Origin of the sequence: Pseudomonas amygdali (genome assembly GCF_002699855.1) — a bacterium.
In the GTDB taxonomy this organism is placed as follows: domain Bacteria; phylum Pseudomonadota; class Gammaproteobacteria; order Pseudomonadales; family Pseudomonadaceae; genus Aquipseudomonas; species Aquipseudomonas amygdali.
On the sequence record NZ_LKBW01000013.1, the window covers coordinates 37,284 to 59,671 of the forward strand.

At 58.7% G+C, this 22,388-nt stretch carries 20 protein-coding genes and 3 pseudogenes; 4 read left to right on the forward strand and 19 right to left on the reverse strand.

Features of this window, described 5'->3' with window-relative positions:
- Positions 1-13 precede the first annotated feature (13 nt).
- The 11 genes and pseudogenes from AO277_RS02045 to AO277_RS02095 all read right to left on the reverse strand — a co-directional run bounded on the left by AO277_RS02045 (position 14) and on the right by AO277_RS02095 (position 12,599).
- Positions 14-953 (reverse strand): annotated as a pseudogene (locus AO277_RS02045) (sugar ABC transporter substrate-binding protein).
- A 41-nt stretch (positions 954-994) separates the two neighbouring features.
- Positions 995-1,165 (reverse strand): hypothetical protein, encoded by a 171-nt coding sequence (locus AO277_RS28375; RefSeq protein WP_154618444.1) that lies wholly within the window; start codon positions 1,163-1,165, stop codon positions 995-997.
- A 252-nt stretch (positions 1,166-1,417) separates the two neighbouring features.
- The gene (locus AO277_RS02055) at positions 1,418-2,437 is read right to left on the reverse strand and encodes a Gfo/Idh/MocA family protein (protein ID WP_044317798.1); all 1,020 of its coding nucleotides are present in this window, start codon (positions 2,435-2,437) and stop codon (positions 1,418-1,420) included.
- Between the two features lie 66 nt (positions 2,438-2,503).
- Positions 2,504-3,364: pseudogene (locus AO277_RS02060) on the reverse strand (sugar phosphate isomerase/epimerase family protein).
- 51 nt (positions 3,365-3,415) lie between these two features.
- The gene (gene iolG, locus AO277_RS02065) at positions 3,416-4,426 is read right to left on the reverse strand and encodes a bifunctional inositol 2-dehydrogenase/D-chiro-inositol 1-dehydrogenase (RefSeq protein WP_044317797.1); all 1,011 of its coding nucleotides are present in this window, start codon (positions 4,424-4,426) and stop codon (positions 3,416-3,418) included.
- A gap of 67 nt (positions 4,427-4,493) precedes the next feature.
- Positions 4,494-6,431 (reverse strand): 3D-(3,5/4)-trihydroxycyclohexane-1,2-dione acylhydrolase (decyclizing), encoded by a 1,938-nt coding sequence (iolD, locus tag AO277_RS02070; protein ID WP_044317796.1) that lies wholly within the window; start codon positions 6,429-6,431, stop codon positions 4,494-4,496.
- Positions 6,432-6,489: 58 nt separating this feature from the next.
- Entirely contained in the window at positions 6,490-7,320 is an 831-nt protein-coding gene (locus AO277_RS02075; protein WP_044317795.1) for a TIM barrel protein, read from the reverse strand.
- Positions 7,321-7,355: 35 nt separating this feature from the next.
- Entirely contained in the window at positions 7,356-8,858 is a 1,503-nt protein-coding gene (locus AO277_RS02080) for a CoA-acylating methylmalonate-semialdehyde dehydrogenase (protein ID WP_044317794.1), read from the reverse strand.
- Between the two features lie 28 nt (positions 8,859-8,886).
- On the reverse strand, positions 8,887-9,696 hold the full coding sequence (gene iolB, locus AO277_RS02085; protein ID WP_044317793.1) for a 5-deoxy-glucuronate isomerase: 810 nt from the start codon (positions 9,694-9,696) through the stop codon (positions 8,887-8,889).
- Between the two features lie 13 nt (positions 9,697-9,709).
- A complete protein-coding gene (gene iolE / locus AO277_RS02090) occupies positions 9,710-10,615 on the reverse strand; it encodes a myo-inosose-2 dehydratase (protein WP_004665739.1) in 906 nt (301 codons plus the stop codon).
- A 46-nt stretch (positions 10,616-10,661) separates the two neighbouring features.
- Positions 10,662-12,599, reverse strand: a pseudogene (locus AO277_RS02095) (bifunctional 5-dehydro-2-deoxygluconokinase/5-dehydro-2-deoxyphosphogluconate aldolase).
- Positions 12,600-12,891: 292 nt separating this feature from the next.
- On the opposite strand from AO277_RS02095, the gene AO277_RS02100 reads away from it, so the two are divergent.
- On the forward strand, positions 12,892-13,800 hold the full coding sequence (locus AO277_RS02100) for a MurR/RpiR family transcriptional regulator (RefSeq protein ID WP_002554092.1): 909 nt from the start codon (positions 12,892-12,894) through the stop codon (positions 13,798-13,800).
- Positions 13,801-13,819: 19 nt separating this feature from the next.
- On the opposite strand, the gene AO277_RS02105 is transcribed toward AO277_RS02100, so the two are convergent.
- The 3 genes from AO277_RS02105 to AO277_RS02115 are packed head-to-tail and all read right to left on the reverse strand — an operon-like array spanning position 13,820 to position 16,847.
- Positions 13,820-14,818, reverse strand: coding sequence for a lysylphosphatidylglycerol synthase domain-containing protein (locus tag AO277_RS02105; protein ID WP_044317792.1), 999 nt, complete (start codon positions 14,816-14,818; stop codon positions 13,820-13,822).
- Entirely contained in the window at positions 14,815-16,065 is a 1,251-nt protein-coding gene (gene clsB, locus AO277_RS02110) for a cardiolipin synthase ClsB (protein WP_044317791.1), read from the reverse strand. Before clsB ends, AO277_RS02105 begins: the two co-directional genes overlap by 4 nt.
- Positions 16,062-16,847 (reverse strand): endonuclease/exonuclease/phosphatase family protein, encoded by a 786-nt coding sequence (locus AO277_RS02115; RefSeq protein ID WP_002554095.1) that lies wholly within the window; start codon positions 16,845-16,847, stop codon positions 16,062-16,064. The genes clsB and AO277_RS02115 overlap by 4 nt, the downstream gene beginning before the upstream one ends.
- A 216-nt stretch (positions 16,848-17,063) precedes the next feature.
- On the opposite strand from AO277_RS02115, the gene AO277_RS02120 reads away from it, so the two are divergent.
- Entirely contained in the window at positions 17,064-17,603 is a 540-nt protein-coding gene (locus tag AO277_RS02120; RefSeq protein WP_004656874.1) for a cytochrome b, read from the forward strand.
- A 1-nt stretch (position 17,604) separates the two neighbouring features.
- On the opposite strand, the gene AO277_RS02125 is transcribed toward AO277_RS02120, so the two are convergent.
- From AO277_RS02125 to psrA, 3 genes are all read right to left on the reverse strand, one after another.
- Positions 17,605-18,345: an S-methyl-5'-thioinosine phosphorylase gene (locus tag AO277_RS02125; protein WP_002554097.1), complete on the reverse strand. Its 741-nt coding sequence runs from the start codon at positions 18,343-18,345 to the stop codon at positions 17,605-17,607.
- Positions 18,346-18,354: 9 nt separating this feature from the next.
- Positions 18,355-19,365 (reverse strand): beta-N-acetylhexosaminidase, encoded by a 1,011-nt coding sequence (gene nagZ / locus AO277_RS02130; RefSeq protein WP_044317790.1) that lies wholly within the window; start codon positions 19,363-19,365, stop codon positions 18,355-18,357.
- Positions 19,366-19,468: 103 nt separating this feature from the next.
- Positions 19,469-20,185 (reverse strand): transcriptional regulator PsrA, encoded by a 717-nt coding sequence (psrA, locus tag AO277_RS02135; RefSeq protein WP_044317789.1) that lies wholly within the window; start codon positions 20,183-20,185, stop codon positions 19,469-19,471.
- A 258-nt stretch (positions 20,186-20,443) separates the two neighbouring features.
- Between psrA and lexA the strand changes: the two genes are divergently transcribed.
- Both lexA and sulA read left to right on the forward strand, forming a co-directional pair.
- Entirely contained in the window at positions 20,444-21,052 is a 609-nt protein-coding gene (gene lexA / locus AO277_RS02145) for a transcriptional repressor LexA (protein WP_044317788.1), read from the forward strand.
- A gap of 9 nt (positions 21,053-21,061) precedes the next feature.
- A complete protein-coding gene (gene sulA / locus AO277_RS02150; RefSeq protein ID WP_044317787.1) occupies positions 21,062-21,532 on the forward strand; it encodes an SOS-induced cell division inhibitor SulA in 471 nt (156 codons plus the stop codon).
- Positions 21,533-21,548: 16 nt separating this feature from the next.
- Here the strand turns inward: sulA and AO277_RS02155 are convergent, their stop codons facing one another.
- Both AO277_RS02155 and AO277_RS02160 read right to left on the reverse strand, forming a co-directional pair.
- On the reverse strand, positions 21,549-21,782 hold the full coding sequence (locus AO277_RS02155; RefSeq protein ID WP_002554102.1) for a hypothetical protein: 234 nt from the start codon (positions 21,780-21,782) through the stop codon (positions 21,549-21,551).
- 61 nt (positions 21,783-21,843) lie between these two features.
- Positions 21,844-22,365 (reverse strand): DUF6586 family protein, encoded by a 522-nt coding sequence (locus AO277_RS02160; RefSeq protein ID WP_004665748.1) that lies wholly within the window; start codon positions 22,363-22,365, stop codon positions 21,844-21,846.
- Between the last annotated feature and the right edge of the window lie 23 nt (positions 22,366-22,388).

Consider the following 22,388-nt stretch of genomic DNA (forward strand, 5'->3'; position numbering starts at 1 on the left):
CTGCCGATTGCTGTTATTTGAAGGTGGCGACGTTTTCAGGCGTAATCAGGCGATAAGGGATGATGATCGCCTGGGGCTCGACCTTTTCCTTTTTCGCCATTTTCACGGCGGCATCAATCGCCCCGTCGGCCTGGCCCTTGGCGTCCTGAAAAACGGAGACTGCGAGGTCGCCCTTGGTAACGGCGCTGAGCCCGTCTGGCGTACCGTCGACACCGGCGACTAACACGCTGCCTTTATCCACATCCACGCCTGCCTGCTTCAGCGCCATCGCCGCGCCAATGGCCATTTCATCGTTGTTGGCCAGCACCGCGTTGAATTTACGGCCCTGGGTAAGCCAGTCGTTGGTCAGGTCCATGCCCTTCTGGCGTAGCCAGATGCCGGTCTGCTCCTGATCTATCTTGATGTCCGGGTACTTGGCCAACACCTCCTTGATGCCCTTGGTGCGGTTTTGCGTGGAGTTGTTGGCCAGGTCACCCAGAAGAATCATGACACTGCCCTTGCCTCAGTTTGTCGGCGATGTATTGCGCCTGAAGTCGACCTGCCTCCATGTCATCCGACGTAACGATGGCGACGCCTGCTGGCAGTTTCGGATCGTCAGGGCGGCGGTTGACGTAGACCAGCGGGATGCCGGCGGCGACCGCGTCCTTGGTGATCCGTGCAGTGGCAGCGGTGTCGACAGGATTGACGATCAGGGCGTCGACTTTCTTGTTGATCAGGTCCTTGACCTGGTCGAGCTGTTTGTTGACGTCCGCGCGGGCATCGACGAACTGCAGGTCCACTTTCTCGGTCGTGGACATGGCTTTGGCCTTGGCATTCATGTCGTCACGCAGGTAGGTCAGCCAGGTGTCATCGAACTGCGACATGGCCACACCGATCTTGATATCGGCCAAAGCTGCACCGCTGCCCAACATCAGCGCCATGGCCAATGAGGTCAAAGCAATCTTGGTCTTCATGAGGATCTGTCTCCAAATTATTGTTGTTCGGATGCAGCGAATCAGCGTGACAGGCGGATCCCGGTCGCTCCAGGAATGCAGAACAGTTGCGCGTCCTTGTGTTGCACGCACATGCCACGGGCAACGATTGTGAGAAATCGCTCCATGGTCCGAATCCAGAATGAAGAGGTGGCAGAACGCTTGGCGGTGAGGCCAGAGGTAGGGGTTTTCATCGACAGTACCTATCTTTTGTTTTGTTTTTGTTGGTGTGCATCTCGTGACTTGAAATACCTTCAAAGCCCGAGTGATTCGATAGTCGGTAACCTGAAAAAGACTCTATTGGAAAATATTTTCCAATTCAACTGATTTTAGAATTTTATTCCATTTCATTTTTATTCGGCTGCACATACGACAAAGCCCGACGCTTGTCAGGCGTCGGGCTTTGTCCGATGGCAGGCTTGAATGTGCAGCGTGGCACGCGATGATTACAACACCACAACCCGCCCTTCACTGGCGCTCAAGCGAGCTGCATCCATGACCTGTGCCGATGCGATGGCATCATGAGGATCAACCGGATTACCGCCCTGCTCGTCAACGGCGCTCTGCAACAGGCGGTAGAACTCAAGCCAGCAACCGCGCTCCGAAGGCACACGCTCGCGATGGTCACCCTGCTCGAACCAGCCCCAGCGCCGATGCTCTTCGACACCCCAGCGCTCGCCCTCGGACCGTGGCGTGAGGCCGGCAAACGCAGCCTCCTCCTGACCGTCCAGCCCTTCGACGCTGTAACAGCCCTTTGATCCACTGACCCTGAAACGCGGCTTGGGGGTATTTTGCAGACAACTGCCTGACAGGTGCGAAGTCACACCGCTGGCATGCCTCAAGGACACGAAGAACGTGTGGTCCAGTTCGTCTTGCGGCGTAGCGAACTGCAATTCTGCATACACCCGCTCGAACGGCCCGAACAGTACCAGTGCCTGATCCACCAGATGACTGCCCAGATCACGCAGCATGCCACCACCGCTGGCCTTGCCTACCGAGCGTGGCGAATAGCGCTCGATACTGGACTCGAACCGGCTGATCTGCCCCAGCGCCTTGTTGTCTATCAACTTGCGTACGGTGAGGAAGTCGGAATCCCAGCGCCGATTCTGATAAACGCTAAGCAGCACGCCCCGCCGTTCGGCCGCTTCCACCAGCTCGCGCGCCTGGGCGGCGTCGCTGGCAAAGGGCTTGTCGCTGACCACCCCGACGCCCAGCTCTATAGCTTCAAGGATCAACGCTCGGCGCGAAGCCAGGGGCGTGGAAATCACCACCACATCTACCCCGGCAGCGATCAGCTCGGCCAGCGTGTCGAAGGTTGCCACGCCGGGATGATCGTTGACCACTTCCTGTTTTCGCTCGGGTGAACGGGTGACAACGCCTGCAAATGTGGCACCGGGCAAACTCGAAATCAGCGTTGCATGAAAGTAACGCCCGCCTTTGCCGTAGCCCACCAGCCCTGCTCGCATGGATATCTCCTGTAGTCCATGAACCTCATGGCCGCAGCCATCGGTCGTGTATTGGATGCCACCGTTTCAACGAAGCAGCTCGCTTTTGACCCGCTCCAGCATGAATCGGCTCGATTCATCTGCACGCTCCTCCCAGGCAAATACGGCCACTGTGGCAATACCGTCGAAATCAATGTCCCGCAATGTCGAGAAGAACGCGTCCCAGTCCACCTCGCCCTGCCCGATGTCCAGATGCTGATGCACCGTTGCCGTGACGCCAGGCGGGTTGACGATGTAGCGCAGGTTGGACGAAGCCCGGTGATTATAGGTGTCGGCAATGATCAGGTGGGTGAGCTTGTCACCTGCGTACCGCAGCATCGAGGCAATGTCCCCCACGCCATCATCGTAGAAAAAGGTGTGTGGCGCGGCATACAGGTAATTGATCCAGTCCCGGTCCAGGCCGCGAATGATGTCGACTGACTCGTTGTTACGTTCGCAGAAGTCATAAGGATGCGCCTGGATATCGAGCCGGATGCCTTCTCGCTCGAAGTACGGCATCAGTTCATCCATGGATTTCATGAACTGGTTTTCGCACACCAGTGCATGATCGGATTGCCCGCTGAACTCGGTATTCATAAGGTCGCAGTCCATTTCCACGGCCACCTGAATGGCGCGCTTCCAGTTGCGCACCGCTGCAATACGCAAATCTTCATCCGGCGCAGCCCAATGGTACAGCGGCAACAGCGAGGAGAGTTTCACACCAGCATCGCTCAGGGCTTAGCGAAACTCCCTGATTCGCGCACGATCCACGCGCGGGTACTTGTAGAACGGCATGAAATCTTCGCGCGGTGAAAGCTCTATGTAGTCGTAGCCCAGTTCCGCCGTCTTATCGACCATCGCACCCAGCGACAGGTGGCGATACATATAAGGATCCAGTGCGATGCGCATGATGCCCTCCCTTTTACTGTTTGAAAGACAGCCCGATTCCAGACACCTCTGTCAGTCATAAAACGCGGGACGCATCTCCAGGGCAATCGGCACGACTGCTCCACTGTTCTGCGCTTGCACACAGGCATCGGCGGCCACCGCAGCGGCATAGCCATCCCAGGCAGAAGGTCCGTAAATCGTGCCGGCGTTAACGCCATCGATGAAGTCCTGCAACTCGACGTCATAGGCGGCAATGAACCGGTCTTTCCAGTCCATCAGGATCGCGTTGGACAATTTCGCTTCGCTACGCAACTGCACCTGGGAAGGCTCAGGCAGTTTGGCAATGCCGCTCTCGCCGACCACTTCACACTGGATGTCGTAGCCGTACTGGCAGTTGACGAACACTTCGACGTCGATGCGCGTGCCTCTGGCCGTTTCCAGCATCACGTTCTGCGGATCTTTCATGTGCGCAAGGGCCTTGCTGGTCTTGCGCGGGAACACCACCTGTACCGACACATAGTCATCGTTGAGCAGCCAACGCAGCACATTGAGTTCATGAATCAGCGTGTCGGTGATCGCCATGTCGGTCTTGTAGTTCTCGCCGACCCGAGGGTTGCGGTGCGCACAGTGAAGCATCAGCGGTTCGCCGATACGGCCGCTGTCGATCACCGATTTCAGGGCGCGATAGCCCTGATCATAGGGGCGCATGAAGCCCACTTGAACCAGACGCCTGCCGCTGGCGATCTCGGCCTCGACAATGTGCCGGCAACCCTCGGCGGTAACGGCCAAAGGCTTTTCGCAGAACACCGGCTTGCCTGCGGCAATGGCCGCCAGCACGTACTCTTCATGGCTGGGGCCCCAGGAACAGACCAGCACCGCCTCGACGTCGGGCGCGGCAATCAGCGCGTGGCCATCGGCATACACTTCGGCGCCGATGTCCAGCTCGCGCACCACTTTGGCTGCCTGCTCCAGGTTGATGTCGGTGACCGCTACTACCTGACTGCCAACCAGCGTTTTGCTGCAACGCCGGATATGATCCTGACCGATTGCGCCTGTACCGATCACGCCGAGTTTCAATGCCATTTTCATGTTCCTTTTTTTATTGGATGTTGCCGTGAACGGGTCACGGGCGCTGAACGATAAACAGTGATCAGTACTGTCGAGCCTTGGCCAGTTCGCGGTTGAGTTTTTCGTAAACCTGGTCTGTGGTGCCGGTCGTTGATACTTCGGCAACGCCGACACGCCACCACGACAGGTATTTGTGGATCATGGTCTTGGGCAGGACCTTGATGTCGATCAGCGTCGAGACCGTCTGACGTTGCGCATCGACGAGCGCCTGACGCAGTTGTTCGGCGGTGCTGACCTTATAGGTCTTGCAGCCATAGGCGGCAGCGCTCATGGCGAAATCCACCAGTACAAAGTCGCCGTCGAGCTTGCCTGTGTCGGGATTGCGAAAGCGGAACTCGGTGCCGAAACTGTCCATGCCGTGCTCCATCTGCAGGTTGTTGATGCAGCCGAAGGTCATGTTGTCCAGCAACACCACGTTGATCTTGCGCCGCTCCTGAATCGAGGTCGCCAGCTCTGAATGAAGCATCATGTAAGAGCCATCACCGACCAGCGCGAAAACCTCGTGGTGCGGCGCAGCGAGCTTGACGCCCAGTGCGGCATTGACCTCATAGCCCATGCATGAATAGCCGTATTCGACGTGATAGGTGTCGACCCCGGTGCTGCGCCAGGCACGCTGCAGGTTGCCCGGCAAACTGCCCGCCGCCGCAACGATCACTGCGTCAGCAGGCAGGTTCTGGTTAAGGATGCCCAGTACGCCGCTCTGGGTCAGACACGAGCCGGTCAGCTCGATGAACTCGCGCAGCACGGCCGGATCCAGGTGATCGTTGATTTCCGGGACGAAATCCTCGCTCTGGTACTCGACCGCATACAGGCGATCAACCTCGGCATCCAGCTGCGCACGGGCTGTCTGCGGCGCATCGTCCCAGGCAGCACGGTAACCGCTGGCTTGCAGGCTTTCGGTCAGTGCCTGCAATGCCACCTGCGCATCGGCCAGGACCTGCACGCCATCCAGCTTCTGCACATCGAAGGCACCGACATTGAGGTTGAGAAACTGCACATCCGGGTTCTGGAACAGCCATTTCGACGCGGTGGTGAAATCGCTATAGCGGGTGCCGACGCCGATGATCAGGTCCGCCTCTTTCGCCAACCGATTGGCCGCCACCGTGCCGGTTTCGCCGATGCCGCCCATGTTCAGCGGGTGCGCCGAAACGATGGCACTCTTGCCTGCCTGGGTTTCGGCGAACGGGATATCGAAGCGCTCGGCAAAGGCTTGCAAGGCATCGGCTGCGCCGGAATAACGCACGCCACCACCGCAGATCAGCAGCGGTTTGCGCTTGCCGGCCAGCAGCTTCAACGCGTCGTCAAGCATGGCCTTGCTGGGCGGGCGGCGGTCGATACGGTGCACACGTTTTTGCAGGAAGCTGTCCGGATAATCGTAGGCCTCGGCCTGCACATCCTGAGGCAGCGCCAGCGTGACGGCACCGGTATCAGCCGGGTCGGTCAGTACGCGCATGGCATTGAGCGCCGCGCTCATCAACTGCTCGGGACGGTTGATACGGTCCCAGTATTTGCTCACCGCCTTGAATGCATCGTTGGTGCTGATGCTCAGGTCGTGAAACTGCTCGATCTGTTGCAGCACCGGGTCAGGCTGGCGGCTGGCATAGACATCGCCCGGCAACAGCAGCAGCGGAATGCGGTTGGCCGAGGCGGTTGCGGCGGCGGTGATCATGTTCGCCGCGCCTGGCCCGACCGAAGAGCTGCACGCGTAGATTTTGCGCCGCAGATGCTGCTTGGCAAAACCGATGGCGGCGTGGCACATGCCCTGCTCGTTACGGCCTTGATGAACCACCAGGTCGCCGCTGTCCTGTTCCAGCGCTTGCCCAAGACCCAGCACGTTGCCATGCCCGAAAATGGTGAAGATGCCAGCGACGAATTTGCTCTGCACGCCGTCGACTTCGACGTACTGATTATCGAGAAACTTCACCAGGGCCTGGGCCATGGTCAGTCGGGTTGTACTCATGTTCGCACCTTGTTGTTGTTTGAGGTGGCCAGGGTTTGAGGTGGCCTGACAGCTGACGTCAGTGACGCTGCGAAACGGCTCGTGACAAGTGCGTCATGCTCGCCGCTATCGCCTGAGGGATGTCGGCCAGCGCATGGACGCTTTCGGCGAATGGTTCGAACGACAGATGGCCCTCATAGCCGCTGTCCAGCAAACGCTCGATCTGCGATGCATTACCCAGAATGTCAGCTTCGCCGACCAGCACGCGATGGCCATCGCGAATGCTGTTGAGCGGTGCCTGCGCATCCTCGACACCGGAGATATGCACCAGCCCGGTCAACTCTGGAAACAGCTCGACCTCACCGGCCAGGTGGTGGTGAAAGGTGTCATGAACCAGCCGATAAACGTCCAGCCCACCCACCGCCCTGATTGCGTCCACCGCCTGACGTTTGAGGCGCAACGAGCACTCCTCGAAGCCCAGCGGTTCGACGAAGCCGAGAATGCCGTGCTCACGAAGAATCGGTGCCAACGCAGTCAACGCGGTGCGCAACCCCGAAGCGCGCTGCGCGCCGTTACGCGGATCTGCACGGTCATTGAGCGAACATAGCACCAGACCGCGCGCACCGCAGTCGCGAGCGTACTGCGCAAGCTTCGTCGCCTGGGCGGCGCGCTCTTCATTCCAGACATCGAATGGGTACAGGGCGTTGATGGACAGCACCTTTACCCCCCGGGCAGCGCAAAGGTCACGAACGACCTGGGGTGCAGTGCCGTCCTCGATCTCGATACCCTTGAGGTCGTTGCGAATCTCGATGGCATCGGCACCCAGCTTCACCGCCAGATCGACGAAACCTTCCAGAGACAGGCGCGGCGCGACCATTCGATTAAGGGCGAAACGCAGAGGTTGGTTCATTGTTCTTGTTCTCCGCAACATTCCATTGATGAAGGCTATTTGGCAGTCGGCATACTGAACTCGGGGCCTTTGGCGATGCTGTCCGGCCAGCGCTGCATGACACTCTTGTAGCGACTGTAAAAGCGCAGGCCTTCTTCGCCATACGCGTGGTGATCGCCAAACAGTGAACGTTTCCAGCCGCCAAACGAATGCCAGGCCATGGGCACCGGGATAGGCACGTTGATACCGACCATGCCGACCTTGATGGTCCGCACAAACGCACGGGCCACACCACCATCGCTGGTAAAGCACGACACACCGTTGCCGAATTCGTGTGCGTTGATCAGCTCGACGGCACTGGCGAAATCCGCAACGTGGACGATGCCCAGCACCGGGCCGAATATTTCTTCCTTGTAGATCTGCATCTGCGGCGTGACGTGGTCGAACAGCGTCGCCCCGACGAAAAAGCCCTGCTCGGCACCCGGCACCTTGAAGTGGCGACCATCGACAATCAGCTTCGCCCCCTCTTTGACGCCCTGATCGATGAAACCCTTTACCTTGGCTTTGTGCATGGCGGTGACCAACGGCCCCATGTCCGAATCGGCCTGCATGCCATTGCCGACCTTGAGCTGATCGATGCGCGGCAGCAGCTTGTCGATCAGTTGCTGGCCGACATCGCCTACCACCACTGCAATGGAAATCGCCATGCAGCGCTCACCCGCCAAACCATACGCCGCCCCGATCAAGGCATCGGCGGCTTGATCCAGGTCCGCATCGGGCATCACGATCATGTGATTCTTGGCCCCGCCCAGCGCTTGCACGCGCTTGCCGTGGGCTGTGCCCTGCTGGTGGATGTACTCGGCAATCGGCGTCGAACCGACGAACGAAATGGCCTCGATGTCAGGGTGCTGCAGCAAGGCATCGACCGCGACCTTGTCGCCCTGCACCACGTTGAATACACCATCAGGCAGACCGGCCTCCTTGAGCAGGCGCGCCATCAGCAGGCTGGCCGCCGGATCGCGCTCGGAAGGTTTGAGGATGAAGCAGTTGCCGGTCACCAATGCCATAGGGATCATCCACAGTGGCACCATGACCGGAAAGTTGAACGGCGTGACCCCGGCGCAGACGCCCAGTGGCTGACGCAGGTTCCAGTTATCGATACCACCGCCAATGTTGTCGCTGAAATCACTTTTCAGCAGGCTGGGCGCACCGCAGGCAAATTCGACAATCTCGATACCGCGCACCACTTCACCACGCGCACCGGACAGCACCTTGCCGTGCTCGCGGCAAATGATCTGCGCCAGCTCGTCGTGGTGCCGGTCCAGCAATTCCTTGAACTTGAACATGACCCGCGCCCGGCGCAGCGAGGACTGATCGGCCCAGCCGGGAAAAGCAGCCTTGGCCGAAGCGACCGCTTCATCCACGGTTTTCACGCTGGCCAGCGCAACGCGCGCTTGAACAGTGCCGATTGCCGGGTTGAAGACATCGCTGTAACGCTCACCATCGCCGTCATTCAGGTGTCCGTTGATGTAATGGCCGATTACCGGTGACTCGTTCATCTCATGCCTCCAGAGTAAAAAGGGGAAATCAAAGATCCAGCAGCCAGCTGTGCTGCGGGTCGTTGTGGAACTGCCAGGCGCGTGTCGGACCGGCCATCACGTTCAGGTAATACGATTCGTAACCGTAGGGCACAGACACCGGGTGATAACCTTTGGGCACTGTCACCAGATCATTGTTTTCCACGGCCATGGCCTGATCGATACTGCGGTCGTCGGTGTAAACCCGCTGGAAAACGAAACCCTGCGGCGGGTTGACCTGGTGGTAGTAGGTCTCTTCGAGAAAGCTCTCGTGGGGCAGATTGTCCCGGTCGTGCTTGTGCGGCGGGTAGCTGGACGAATGTCCCGAAGGAGTCCGTACCTCGACCACCAGCAGCGAATGCGCCGGTTCACTGTCCGGCAGAATGTCGCACACGTAACGGGTGTTTGCCCCTTTGCCGCGTACGCTGCGTTTCATGCTGCCCGGCATGATCAGCCGCGCCGCAAGCTGTTTGCCCGCATCGCCCGGCGCCGTGCATACGGCCAGATGCAGCGGACCACGCGCAACGAACTCTGCCTGACTATGCGGTGGCAGGTAGACCGCAAACGGCGATTTTTCCTCGAACACCGATTGCCGGTCGCCGATGTTTTCCCAACTGAAAGCGCCCTGCCCCGGTGCTTCGCCATTCACGCAGGCGTGCCCGGCCAGCAAGACCACGCACAGTTCGTTTTCTTCTGCAGCGAGAGGCAGGCGCTCTCCGCCCTCCAGTCGGTAGGCGGCAAAGTTCACGTACTCGAGCGAGCCAGGCGCCAGCGTCACGATGTCACGGCCCTGGGGTTTGCTCTTGGTCAGCAGATTCATGGTTCAATCCTCCTTATTGCGCATCGGCCAGCAGTTGGCGCAAGGTGTCATAGCCCTTTTTGGCATACACATAACTCGGCGCTACCGCTGGGTCCTGTTCGGCCTCGACCACCAGCCAGCCGCTGTAGCTGGCTTGCAACAACACCTTGAGCAGCGCAGAAAAGTCGATATCACCGTCGCCTGGCACCGTGAACGTGCCATTGATGATACAGTCCGGAAAGCTCCAGAGATTGTTGCGTGCCAGTTGCACCACAGGTTTGCGCACATCCTTGAAATGCACATGGCAGACGCGCTCGATGTGCTTGCTCAGCACCTGCAAAGGCTCGCCGCCGCCCATGTAACAATGCCCCGAATCGAACAGCAGTCCGACTTCCTTGCCGGTCAGTGTCATCAGCCGATCAATATCCTGTGGCGACTCGACGTAAGCGCCCATGTGGTGGTGATACGCCAGGCGTACCCCTCGGGACAGGGTGAAACGCGCCAGTTCGGTGAGTTTTTCGGCATATTCAAGCCAGGCTGCATCGGTGTGAAAACGCGGTCGTTCAACCAACGGAATGCGCTGCCCCTGAATCGAGTCAGCCACTTCACCGTACACCAGTACCGAAGCGCCATTCTCGGCGAGCAATTGCACATGCGGGGTAATGGCTTCGATTTCTTCGGCCACCGAGCGCCGCGCCAAATGGCTTGAATACCAGCCGGAAACCAGCGCCAGATCATAGGGCCGCAGCACATCGCCGACGCCCTTGGCATCTTTCGGAAATTTGCCGTTGAGCTCAAAGCCCTCGTAACCAATGGCTTTGCCTTCGCTCAAGGCGGTGCTCAGTGGCGTCTCTCCGCCGAGGGCCGGCAAGTCATCGTTGCTCCAGGAGATCGGGTTGATGCCGATGCGGATCCTGGGTGTGGAAATGGAAACGGGCATGGCTGCACCTTTTTTGTTGTTATCGCGACGTCAGATCAAGAAAGAGTCAGGCGCGGCTTTCGCGCCAGGACTCGATCAACCAGTTGAAGGTGCTCTGCACCCGACTGACCAGCGCCGCATCGTCTATTTCCCCGGCCATCCAGGCCCGGCTTGGCTCGCGAAATATGGTCCGGCCGACGGCAAAACCCTGGCAGACGCGGCTGTGTCGTGCTTCGGCAAAACCGGCAGCGAGGTCTTCGACAGGCGCATTGAGCCCGAGCAGTACCACGCCACGGCAATACGGATCGCGCTGCTGGATCAACTCGTCCAGCTGCTGCCAGACCTGCGCGCTCTGCGCCTCGATCTTCCACCACGCCGGGTAGATGCCCAGGTTGTACAAACGCTTCAGCGACCGGACCATCACGTCAGGATGAGACGAGGGGTGATCCTTGGGTGGAATGATTTCCAGCAGCAGTTCGTGACCACTGACTTTCGACGCGTCGTAGAGCGCCTTGATCTGCGCTTCCTGTTCCAGACGCAGCATGGGCTCGTCATCGGGGTGATATTGCACCAGGCACTTGATGATCTGCTCTTGCGGCCAGGCGAGCAGATTGCTGCCGATGGAGCGGCCATGCTCGAACGCCAGGGGTCTTGAACCCTGCACTTCCACCGGACGCGCCACCCACCAACCGCGACCGGTCGCAGCGTTAAGTGAATCCTGACCGAAGCGCTGATCGGCGAGCAGCCCGACATCGGCTTCGATGCCACGCTGGCGCAGGCCGGCTTCGACCCGCTCAACCGCCTGCACGAACAGTTGCTTGAGCTGGCTGATGCTGCTCAGGTCGCGCCCGGCCTGTTGGGCCAGCTCGACCAGTTGGCCGCGATGATCGAAGGCGAAGATGAACAACTGCCGCCACTGCTTGCGTGGCAAGCTGACCTGATGCAGCCGTTGCAGGACAACATCCTGATCAGGCCGGGTAATGGGGTGCGGGCTGCTGAACAGGTAATCCAGTTCGGCAGGCGTCGGCATCGCAGGCGCGCAGGCATGGCGCGATACCACCAGCCCGCCACAGGCATTGGCCAGCTGGCAGCAGCGCTCGTCGCTGGCATCCTTGAGCCAGCCGCTGAGAAAACCGGACATGAACGCATCGCCAGCGCCCAGCACGTTGAGCACTTCAACCCGCACGCCGGGGTAGATTGCGCCGTCTTCAAGCCGCGCAGGAATCGCACCGTGAATCACTGTGCAACCTTGCGGGCCGAGCTTGACCACAAGCGTTGCGGCCGTCAGTTCGCGCACGGTACGCAGGGCAGTGAGCAAATCGGTAGAGCCGCCGGCAATCTGAAATTCTTCTTCAGTACCGACAATCAGGTCAAAACGCGGCAGGATGCGCTACACATGCTGACTGACCTTCTGATCGGCAACAAAACGTGTCTCGCCATCAGCCTTGGCCGCCAGGCCCCAGAGCACTGGGCGATAATCAATATCCAGCACGCGTTTGACGTCGTGCTTTTCGGCGTAGTCGAGCGCCTGGCTGCTGGCCTTGAACACTTGATCGGTAGAAAAATGCGTGCCGGTGATCAGCAGCGCCTTGCTCGACGCGATCTGCCGTTCGTCGATGTCCTCGGCGCGCAAAGCCATGTCGGCGCAATTTTCGCGGTAGAACACCAAGGGGAACGTTTCGCGGTCTTTCAGCCCCAGCAGCACCATGGCGGTCAGGCGCTCGGGATCGCGCTTGATAGCGCTGACATCACAGCCTTCGCGGGCCAGCGACTCGACCAGGAAGCGACCCATATGGTCATCACCTACCCTGCTCAGCATGGCCGACCTGAGCCCTAGCCTGGCAGTACCGAATGCGATATTGGCCGATGAGCCGCCCAGGTATTTGGCGAAACTGGAAACGTCTTCCAGCCGCGCACCTACTTGTTGCGCATAAAGATCGACGCCCAGGCGTCCGAGGCAGATCAGATCCAACTGACGCCCAGTGGCAAAGCGTGTCTGGCCCATGGTGGCTCCTGTTATTTTTATCAGCCTGCAGCGCCTGCATCATGTGTACACGCTGCTTTGTGAATGCAGCGTAAAACGTCGAGCCTCATCAATCAATATTTATTCTATAATTATTTTTAGTGGAATATTTTTTCCATACCGCTATTCAAGTGCTGGCACAATGCACAGACGGGTAAGCTATAGTCGTCCCGGCCCAAGGCAGCCTCCATCGTCGGGCACACAACTGCGTTACCTTGAAAGATGTTGCCCTGTAAGAAATTGCCCTGAAAGAACAGGTAGAAAGGATTTGAATATGACCCGCGCCGATCAGCCCACTCTGCCCGAGACGAGCGTCGACATGCCGCCGACCAATGCCGAAGGCCTGCTAAGGCTGATCACTGATGAGTACGACGGTTTACCGCGTCAGCTCAAGCGCATCGCCAGCTATATGAGCCAGCAGAGCGACCGGATCATGGTTGACCGGATCAGTGACATTGCCCGCGAGTGCGAAGTCCACCCGTCGGCCATCGTGCGCTTTTCCCAGCGTTTCGGGTTTAGCGGCTTCAGTGAGATGCAGGCGTTGTTTCGCGAGGCTTACACGCACAAGACCACGCCGGTGCAGAACTACCAGCAACGCATCCGCAGCATGATCGCCAATAAGTCTCAGAAGGCCCACTCGGGTGATCTGGCACGCGAATGCGTGAGCGCAACGCTCTCCGGACTGGAGCGTTTGAGTGCAGAGCTGGACGACGATGAGTTCGAAAAGGCTGTAGATCTGGTGGTCAACGCCGACAATATCTACGTGGTGGGTGTGCGCCGCTCATTTGCTGTGGCGGATTATCTGGTCTACAACCTGCAACATACCAACAAGCGTATTCACTTGATATCGGGCCTGGGGGGCAGCTATCGAGAGCAGATGCGCAGCGTGCGTGCCAACGATCTGGTGATTGCCATCAGCTTCACGCCCTACGGCAAGGAAACCCAGCATTGCCTGCGCATCGCCCAGCATCATCAGGCCAAGACGCTGATCATCACCGACAGCAATCTGTCGCCGCTGGCCAAGCGTGCTAACTCGGTGTTGCTGGTCAATGAAGGCAGCTCGTTCGCCTTCCGTTCGCTGAGCGCCACCCTGTGCCTCTGCCAGGCACTGTTCATTGCAGTGGCGTATCGGCTGGAGCTGAAAGTCGACGAGATCCACGAGCAGGTCGGGTTTGATGATTGAGGGCTGAGATTCCCGGCCCTCAGGTCTTCGCTTCCTGCCCCATTCGCTGCTGGTTCTTCTGGCCCATTTTCTTCGCGCGTTTTTCCAGCACCAGATACACCACCAATGCAATCAACAGCGGCAGCAGGAAGTAAATGGCGCGGTAGCCGATCAGAGCTGCCAGCAGACTGCCCTTGGAGAACTGGTGAGCCAGCAAGGTAATGAATACAGTCTCAAGCACGCCCAGCCCGGCTGGAATGTGAGTAATGACACCCGCGATGCTGCTGATCAGCAACACACCGAGAATCGCCGGGTAAAACGCCTTGTCGGGCAGCAGCGTGTAAATCACCGCAGCCATCAGCGACCAGTTCAGAGCCCCCAGGCTGGCCTGCATCAAGGCCTGCTTCATCGACGGTAGATTGAATTCCTGATCACGAACGGTCCATGAGCGCTTTTTGGAAAACCGGCAGGCCAACAGGTAGGCAACACACACGGCCAACAGTCCGAAACCGATCAATTGCAGGGTCGTGGTGCCGATCGACCATTCCTCTGGCAACTCCAGAAAACGCATCGAAAACACGAAACCGGCCAGCAGCATGTAGCCCAGCCAGTTGGTAATCAGGCTGAGGCTCAGAATCCGGGTGATGGTCGACACGTCCAGCCCCAACCGGGAATACAACCGGTAACGCAAGGCGATGCCGCCAACCCATGAACTGAGATTGAGGTTGAATGCGTAGCAGACAAAGGTCACAGGCACGATCTGTTTGATCGACAATGTGTGGCGGGTGTAATACCGCGCCAGTACGTCAAAACCGCAATAGGTTGCATAACTGGCAAAGGCCACAACAGCGGCAATGGCCAGAGTGCTGGACTTGTAGGACGACAGCGCCTGCTTGACCTCTTGCCAGTCAAGGTTCTTGACCAGCAGAAACAACAGGACCGGGACAGCAATGAAGAAAAACAGATTGAATATCCGCTTTGCCCATTTCCATCTGGCTCCCTGCGCACTTCGCGGCGCTGCATTTGCGGCCTGAGTCATGAAATTTTCTCCTGGTCCATCTCGTGGTTGTTCTGTTGCTGTTCGATGACTTTCGCTTCCGGCACCACGTCACCGGCCCGTAACGGCTTGAGGCGCACACCGTGAACCGGGAACAGGCCGGCAATGGCCGGAAAACGCCGCAGGAAAAAGAAGCTTAAAACGATCATCGGCGCACGCCACCACTGACCACGCGCCGCGCCCTTGAGGCTCATCTGCTTACCGTGCGCAGCGGCAAGCTCCATCAGATGGTTTTGCAGATGCTCATTGAGCCCGCGATCACGGATGAACAGATTGGCCTCCAGGTTCAGCGCCAAGCTCAGCGGGTCGAGATTGCTGGAGCCCACGGTGGACCAGTCCTGATCGATCAGCGCGACCTTGCCGTGCAATGCACGTTGCTTGTACTCGTGAATGACCACGCCGTCGCGCAGCAGGTAGGTGTAGGTCAGCCGCGAGCAGACCCGCACGAACGGCATGTCGGGCTGACCTTGCAAAATCAGGGTGACCTTGACGCCCCGCCGTGACGCATTGCGCAGCTCACGCAGAAAGCGGTAGCTGGGATAAAAATACGCGTTGGCCAGGGTTATCCGTTGCTTCGCAGCGCGAATCGCCTCAAGGTACTGCTCTTCGATATCGGTACTGTGCTCGTCATTGTCGCGCTCGGCGAGCAGCATGCTGGCGTCACCGGCGCGGTCCAGCTTCAGTGCAATGGGTGGCAATTTGTCACGAACGACCTTGCTGAGCATGTTCAACGCGCTGTGGTGAATATCGCCAACAATCGGGCCACGGACCAGAACGGCATAGTCCTGTTTGGCCGTCACCCCCGTGTCAGTCATGTGATCGACGCTGTAGTTGATGCCGCCGATAAAGCCCAGTTCGCCATCAATGACGACCACCTTGCGGTGCAGACGGCGGAATAGGTTGGTGCGCATACCCATGAATCGCGGACGCGGGTCGAACAGCTGAATCTGAATACCGGCATCGATCATGGTTTTGACAAACACCGAACTCAGGTCCGATGTCCCGTAGTCATCTACCGTGACAACCACTTTCGCGCCGTTGGCCGCAGCTTGGAGCAACGCCTGTTGCAAGCCCTCGCCAATCCGGTCTTCAAAGATGATGAAAGTCTCGATCAACACCTCTTTGCGCGCGGCCCGTATGCACTCGAACACCCGGGCGTAGAAGTCTTCACCGTTGATCAGCAGCTCTACCGAGTTGCCATCACACCACTGCCCTGTCGTATTACTCATAAGGTCAACTCCACCGCCAGCGGTGCATGATCGGAAAGATGAGACCACGGGCGGCTGGACAATACTTTCGGCCTGTGGGAAGTCGCGTTGCGGACATAGATCCGGTCCAGCCGGAGCAACGGCCAGCGGGCCGGAAAGCTTTTGGCCGGCGCGCCGAAGCGCTCGACAAAAACCTCGTGCAACCCGGTGCCCTCCAGCAAAGCATCGGCGCGCTGACGCCAGTCATTGAAATCACCGGCAACGATCACCGGCTCACCCTCGGGAAGACGCTCCATCAGTTCGGCGAGCAGGTTGAGCTGCTGACGCCGATGGCTTTCACGCAAGCCCAAGTGAACACACACCGCATGCACCCGACCGGCGTATGGCACCTCCAGGATGCAGTGCAGCAAACCGCGCTGCTCGGTGCCATGAATGGAAATGTCGAGGTTCTCGTGCTGGATGATCGGGTACTTGGACAGCAGCGCGTTACCGTGATCGCCATCCGGGTACACCGCATTACGACCATAGGCAAAGTCGTTCCACATGCTGTCGGCGAGGAACTCGTACTGGGAAATCGTCGGCCAGTCCTTGACGCTGCGCGCATGGCTCTGGTGCTCGCCGTGCACTTCCTGAAGAAACACGATATCGGCCGATACAGTACGCACAGCCTCACGCAACTCCGGCAAAATGAAGCGGCGATTGAAAATGCCAAAGCCCATGTGCATGTTCATGGTCAGTACATTCAATGAAACACTGGCGGACACTGGCGTTGCTGGGCCGACAGGCGGATTGGCACTGGTCAAGACTCGCTCCCGGGTGAATATTCACGTCATATGAAGCCACCCATCGGCACAGGTTCCGTCCCGTGTCGCCTGTGCTGCGTATTTGCCATATTCAGTCGGGCATATTCAATGGCACTGATCTGACGCTGAAAAAAACGCGTACAAATGAAACGCAGGATCCCGGCAACTGCCTAAACTGCTTACGGGACCTGTAAAAAAGCGACAAGGAATCCAACCGTGGATGCACCGACTTCTCAACGCTACACCGCACGAGCCAGATGGCTGCACTGGGTCATGGCCATACTGATTGTGCTGGCGTATACCCTGATTCTGAGCCGCAGTCAGTTTGGCAAGGGTTCTGAATACCGCACACTGGTCGTGCAGAGCCATTTCTGGGTGGGGATTGTGATTCTGGCCATGGCGTTTTTCCGCGTCGCCGAACGTCGACGGCATCGTCCGCCCGGCATAACGCCGCCGCTTGAAGGCGCGTTGCGCTTAGCCGCGACACTTACGCATTACGCGCTGTATGCGTTCCTGTTCGCTCAGCCTTTATTGGGTCTGCTGACGGTGATGGTGGAAAAAGGCGCGTTACCCATTCCCCTCACCGACCTGCAGATACCCTGGCCCCTGCCGACCTCGGATCGCAGGGCCGAAACGTTCGAAGATGTGCACAAGCTGCTGGGCTCGATCTTCTATTACGTCATCGCCCTGCACGTAGTCGCCGCGCTCTGGCATCACCTTGTGCGCAAGGACAATACCCTCAAGCGCATGCTGTAAGTCAGGAGGCTGACAGAACCCGGGCGAGCGTGGCTTTTACCTTGCCCATACCATCGCGCAGGGCCTGTTCGATTTCTGCCATGGTTATGACAGTGGTCGACTTGCCCGCTGCCGGATTGACCACCAGCGCCAGGCAGGCGTATTCCAGCTCCAGCTCACGGGCCAGAGCGGCCTCGGGCATACCAGTCATGCCGACGATGTCGCAGCCATCACGCTCAAGGCGGATGATTTCGGCGACCGTCTCCAGGCGCGGCCCCTGAGTACAGGCATAGACACCCCGATCAGAGAACTCGCACCCTTCAGCGGCCAGTGCTGCAACCAGCCGCGCCCGTAACGCTTCGCTGTAGGGATAGCTGAAGTCGATGTGCGTGACCTCTTCCAGATCATCGGCAAAGAACGTGTGCTGGCGACCGCTGGTGTAGTCGACCAGATCATGCGGCACGCAAAAGTGCCCGGTGCCCATCGCAGGATGTATGCCACCTACCGCATTGACCGCCAGAATCGCTTCGGCACCAGCCTGCTTCAAGGCCCAGATGTTGGCCCGGTAGTTGACCTGATGCGGTGGCAAACGGTGCGGATGACCATGCCGCGCCAAAAACATCACTTCGCGACCGGCATAATCGCCGATCTGGATTTCGCCGGAAGGTGCGCCATAAGGCGTGTTCATCGGCAAGGACTGCCGAATGTTCAGGCCTTCCAGCTGGGTCAGGCCAGTCCCACCAATAATCGCGTAAACAGTCATCGCAAATCCTTAATCGATCAGTTGAGCAGCGCGCAGGGCCTGAAGCGCGGCCTGCCAGCGCGGGTGTTGCCGATAATCAGTACTGGCTGATGCCTGACCGCGCATACGCGCGATGCGCGGCGAAGGCCTGACTTTCAGGCGCTGAGCCGCACCGAGGGCCAGCTCTGCCGCAGCGCGGTCGTTGCATACCAGCCCTATGTCGCAACCCGCCGTCAGCGCAGCCTCGATACGGCTGGCGGCATCACCGACCACATGGGCACCGGCCATCGACAGATCATCGCTGAAAATAAAACCGTCAAATTTCAGTTCGTCGCGCAGGATGTCTTGCAGCCAGCGCTTGGAGAAACCGGCAGGCTGCGAATCGACTTTCGGGTAGATGACATGAGCAGGCATCACTGCAGCGAGCTGTCGGCTCAGGCGTGCGAACGGCACCAGATCGCTGGCGCGAATCTGTTCCAGACTGCGCTCGTCATTCGGGATAGCCACGTGAGAGTCGGCTTCGGCCCAGCCGTGGCCAGGGAAATGCTTGCCGGTCGCAGCCATGCCAGCCGCGTTCATGCCACGAATAAACGCCCCTGCCAGCAGCGCAGCACGCTCCGGGTCGCCCTCAAACGAACGCGTCCCGACGACCGCGCTGCGCTGGTAGTCCAGATCCAGCACCGGAGCAAAACTCAGGTCCAGGCCGACAGCCAATACTTCGGTGGCCATCAGCCAGCCGCAATGCTCGGCCAGCAGCACAGCATCTGGCTTGTCGGCAATGGCGCGCATCGGCGGTAGACGCACGAACCCCTGCCGCAGGCGCTGGACCCTGCCGCCCTCCTGATCCACTGCCAGCAGCAAGTCCGGGCGAACGGCGCGAATCGCCGCACTCAGTTCACGAACCTGACGGGGATGCTCGATGTTTCGGGCAAAGATAATCAAACCGCCCACTTCGGGCTGACGCAGAAACTGACGGTCTTCGCTGGTAAGCCAGGTGCCGGCGACATCGACCATCAGGGAGCCTTGCAGGCCAGAACTCATAGAAAAAACCCTTACACACCAGTGCCCATTTGCAATCCGGGCATGGTGCTTGATCCTGAAGCCTGACGCAATGCGATGCGCCGGTACATTAAGGCTTTGCGGGTCAGGCCTTGGCGACCGCAGGCGTGCCGGCGCTGCTCTTGCTGCGCGGCCTGAGTTGAGCGGCGATCATGGTCGGGTCACTGACGCCGGTGTCGGCACGCATGCCTGCGGCCAGAAACGGCACCATCAGGCGCATGACCTGCTCGATGGAGGTATTGACGCCAAAATCGGTTTCGGCAATCGCACGCAAGGCCTTGATGCCAGACATGCTGAATGCAGCGGCACCGAGCATGAAGTGCACGCGCCAGAACAGCTCGATAGGCGGAATACGGGGGGCGGCTTCGTTGACCAGCGTCATGTAACGACGGAACACCTTACCGTACATGTCTTCAAGATAACGGCGCAGGTGGCCCTGACTCTGACTGAAGGCAAGCCCTAAAAGACGCATGAAGATCGACAGGTCGTTACCGCTTCGCGGTTGCACGACAAGCGCCTGCTCGACGAGGATCTCCAGCAGTTCTTCCAGGCTCGGCTTGTGTTCGGGTTTTGCCTGGCGACGCTCCAGCTCGCGATCGAGACTGATGCAGAACGGGCCGAGAAAACGTGAGAACACCGCCTGAATCAGCGCCTTTTTCGAACCGAAGTGATAGTTCACCGCAGCCAGATTGACCGAAGCCTTGCTGGTGATGAGACGCAAGGAGGTTTCAGCAAACCCCTTTTCTGCGAATAACTGCTCGGCAGCATCAAGAATGCGTTCAACGGTTTCCGACTGGGCCATGGCTCTCTGCCTAACAAACGAACGTTTGAAACATACGTATCAGGCGCCCCGTTTGTCAAGCGGACCCGTTCATTTTGTGGCTGAACAGTCACGAAACTGGATGTTAAATGACAATAGACAGCTTATGCAGCGCTTTTTGACGCAAGGCTTCGCAACCCCCCACCGCACCGCCTGGCGGCGAAAGTAAAAAGGATGATTGCCAACGCGCGTTCACTGTATATAATCCCAGTCACTGTATAAAAAGCCAGAGCGCCCATCATGATCAAACTGACGCCACGCCAGGCTGAAATCCTGGGCTTCATCAAACGCTGCCTGGAAGACAACGGCTTTCCACCTACACGTGTGGAAATCGCCCAGGAGCTGGGTTTCAAATCGCCCAACGCAGCGGAAGAACACCTTAAGGCATTGGCTCGCAAAGGCGCCATCGAAATGACCCCTGGTGCCTCACGCGGCATCCGCATTCCCGGCTTTGAAGCACGGCCGGATGAAAGCAGCCTGCCGGTCATTGGTCGCGTAGCAGCTGGCGCGCCGATTCTGGCTCAGCAACATATCGAAGAGTCCTGCAACATCAACCCTTACTTTTTCCACCCCAGCGCCAACTACCTGCTGCGCGTTCACGGTATGAGTATGAAGGACGTCGGGATTCTGGATGGCGACCTGTTGGCGGTGCACACCACTCGCGAAGCACGTAACGGCCAGATCGTAGTTGCCCGGATCGGCGACGAAGTCACCGTCAAGCGTTTCAAGCGTGAAGGCAGCAAAGTCTGGCTGCTGGCTGAAAACCCTGATTTCGCCCCTATCGAGGTCGATCTCAAGGATCAGGAGCTGGTGATCGAAGGTTTGAGCGTCGGCGTCATTCGCCGCTAAGGAGGCGTTATGCAGTTCCATCAAGCACCGCATTCACAATTGCCACTGTTCGAGGCGTTTCTGGCTCAGCCCATCGCCCCGCTGCTTGCCGATGCAGTGGAAACACCCTGGGGCAACGAGCCAGAACTCTTCAGTGAACTGTCTTTGCGCGGCGCCGCCGGGAACTGCCTGAACCTTCTGGCCCCTATCCTTCGGGAACTGAGCGAAGAAATCGACGCACGCTGGCTGACGCTGATTGCGCCACCCTCAAGCCTGACCCAGACCTGGTTGCGCGATGCAGGACTCAATAGGGAACGGATTCTGCTACTGCAGCCGCGCGGCACACAAAGTGTACTGGAGCTGACTCGCGAAGCACTCAGACTTGGCCGTAGCCATACGGTTGTGAGCTGGATCAATACACTTGGCACCGCAGCGCGTCAGCAATTGATCAGTGCTGCAAAAATCGGGGAAGCACAGAGCCTGAACATCCGGCTGGGCTAAAAAGCCCGGTCGTCGATCAGTGCAGGACGTGGGGCACGTCATCCTTCTCGACTTCGCCCTCAGCCAGACGGCCAGCCATCTGTACGCCCACACTCAACATGGCCTTGGCGACTTCAACATGCTGACCTTGCATGAACGCTTTGGCATCCGCAGAGAAATCAAGCGTCACCAGAGAACCCTCGTCATCGGCACGACGCAGTTCAATACGTCCGTCAGGCAGTTCGACAATTTCCAGGAAAGAGGTAGGCATTACAGTTACTCCGCAAGAGGCGGGCATTGTAACAGCCTGCCAGCCTGCACTTCATTGGTTTTCAGCACTCGCTCAGGCCTTCACGAAAACGGATGGCCAACCCTTTGAGTTGCTGACGCCAGTTTTCGAGCTCTTCACGTGTCAGTTCAGACTCCGGCTCAGCGTCCAGGTTCACAGCCTGTATCATCGGCTGCGTGACGTCACCCTTGAGCTTTTTCGGTGCACGCGGCGGCTCATACAACGCGTTATAGGCCGTCAGCAACTGAGCCAGCCATGTCTGGCGGTTCTGGGCAAGCTCAACCAACTCGGCCATTTCGGGAATTGCTATGGCGTTCAGCACTTCCTGAGTCAACAAGTCCTCCGCACGACGCGAGCCGGCCTGCGGCAGTCGGTAGAACCCCGCGATCTCGTGGCACAAGCCGAGCAGCGCGCCATACAGATGAAACAAGGCGGACTCACGCTCGGCCTGCAACAATGCAGGCGCGTTCACCGCCTGCCCCTTCTCCGCCTTCCCCAACGCTTCGAGCGCAAGCCCTGCGAAATAGATCTTCTGGTTGGTACGGGTATAGAGTTCATGAGCCATGGCGAGACTCTCCATAACAATGG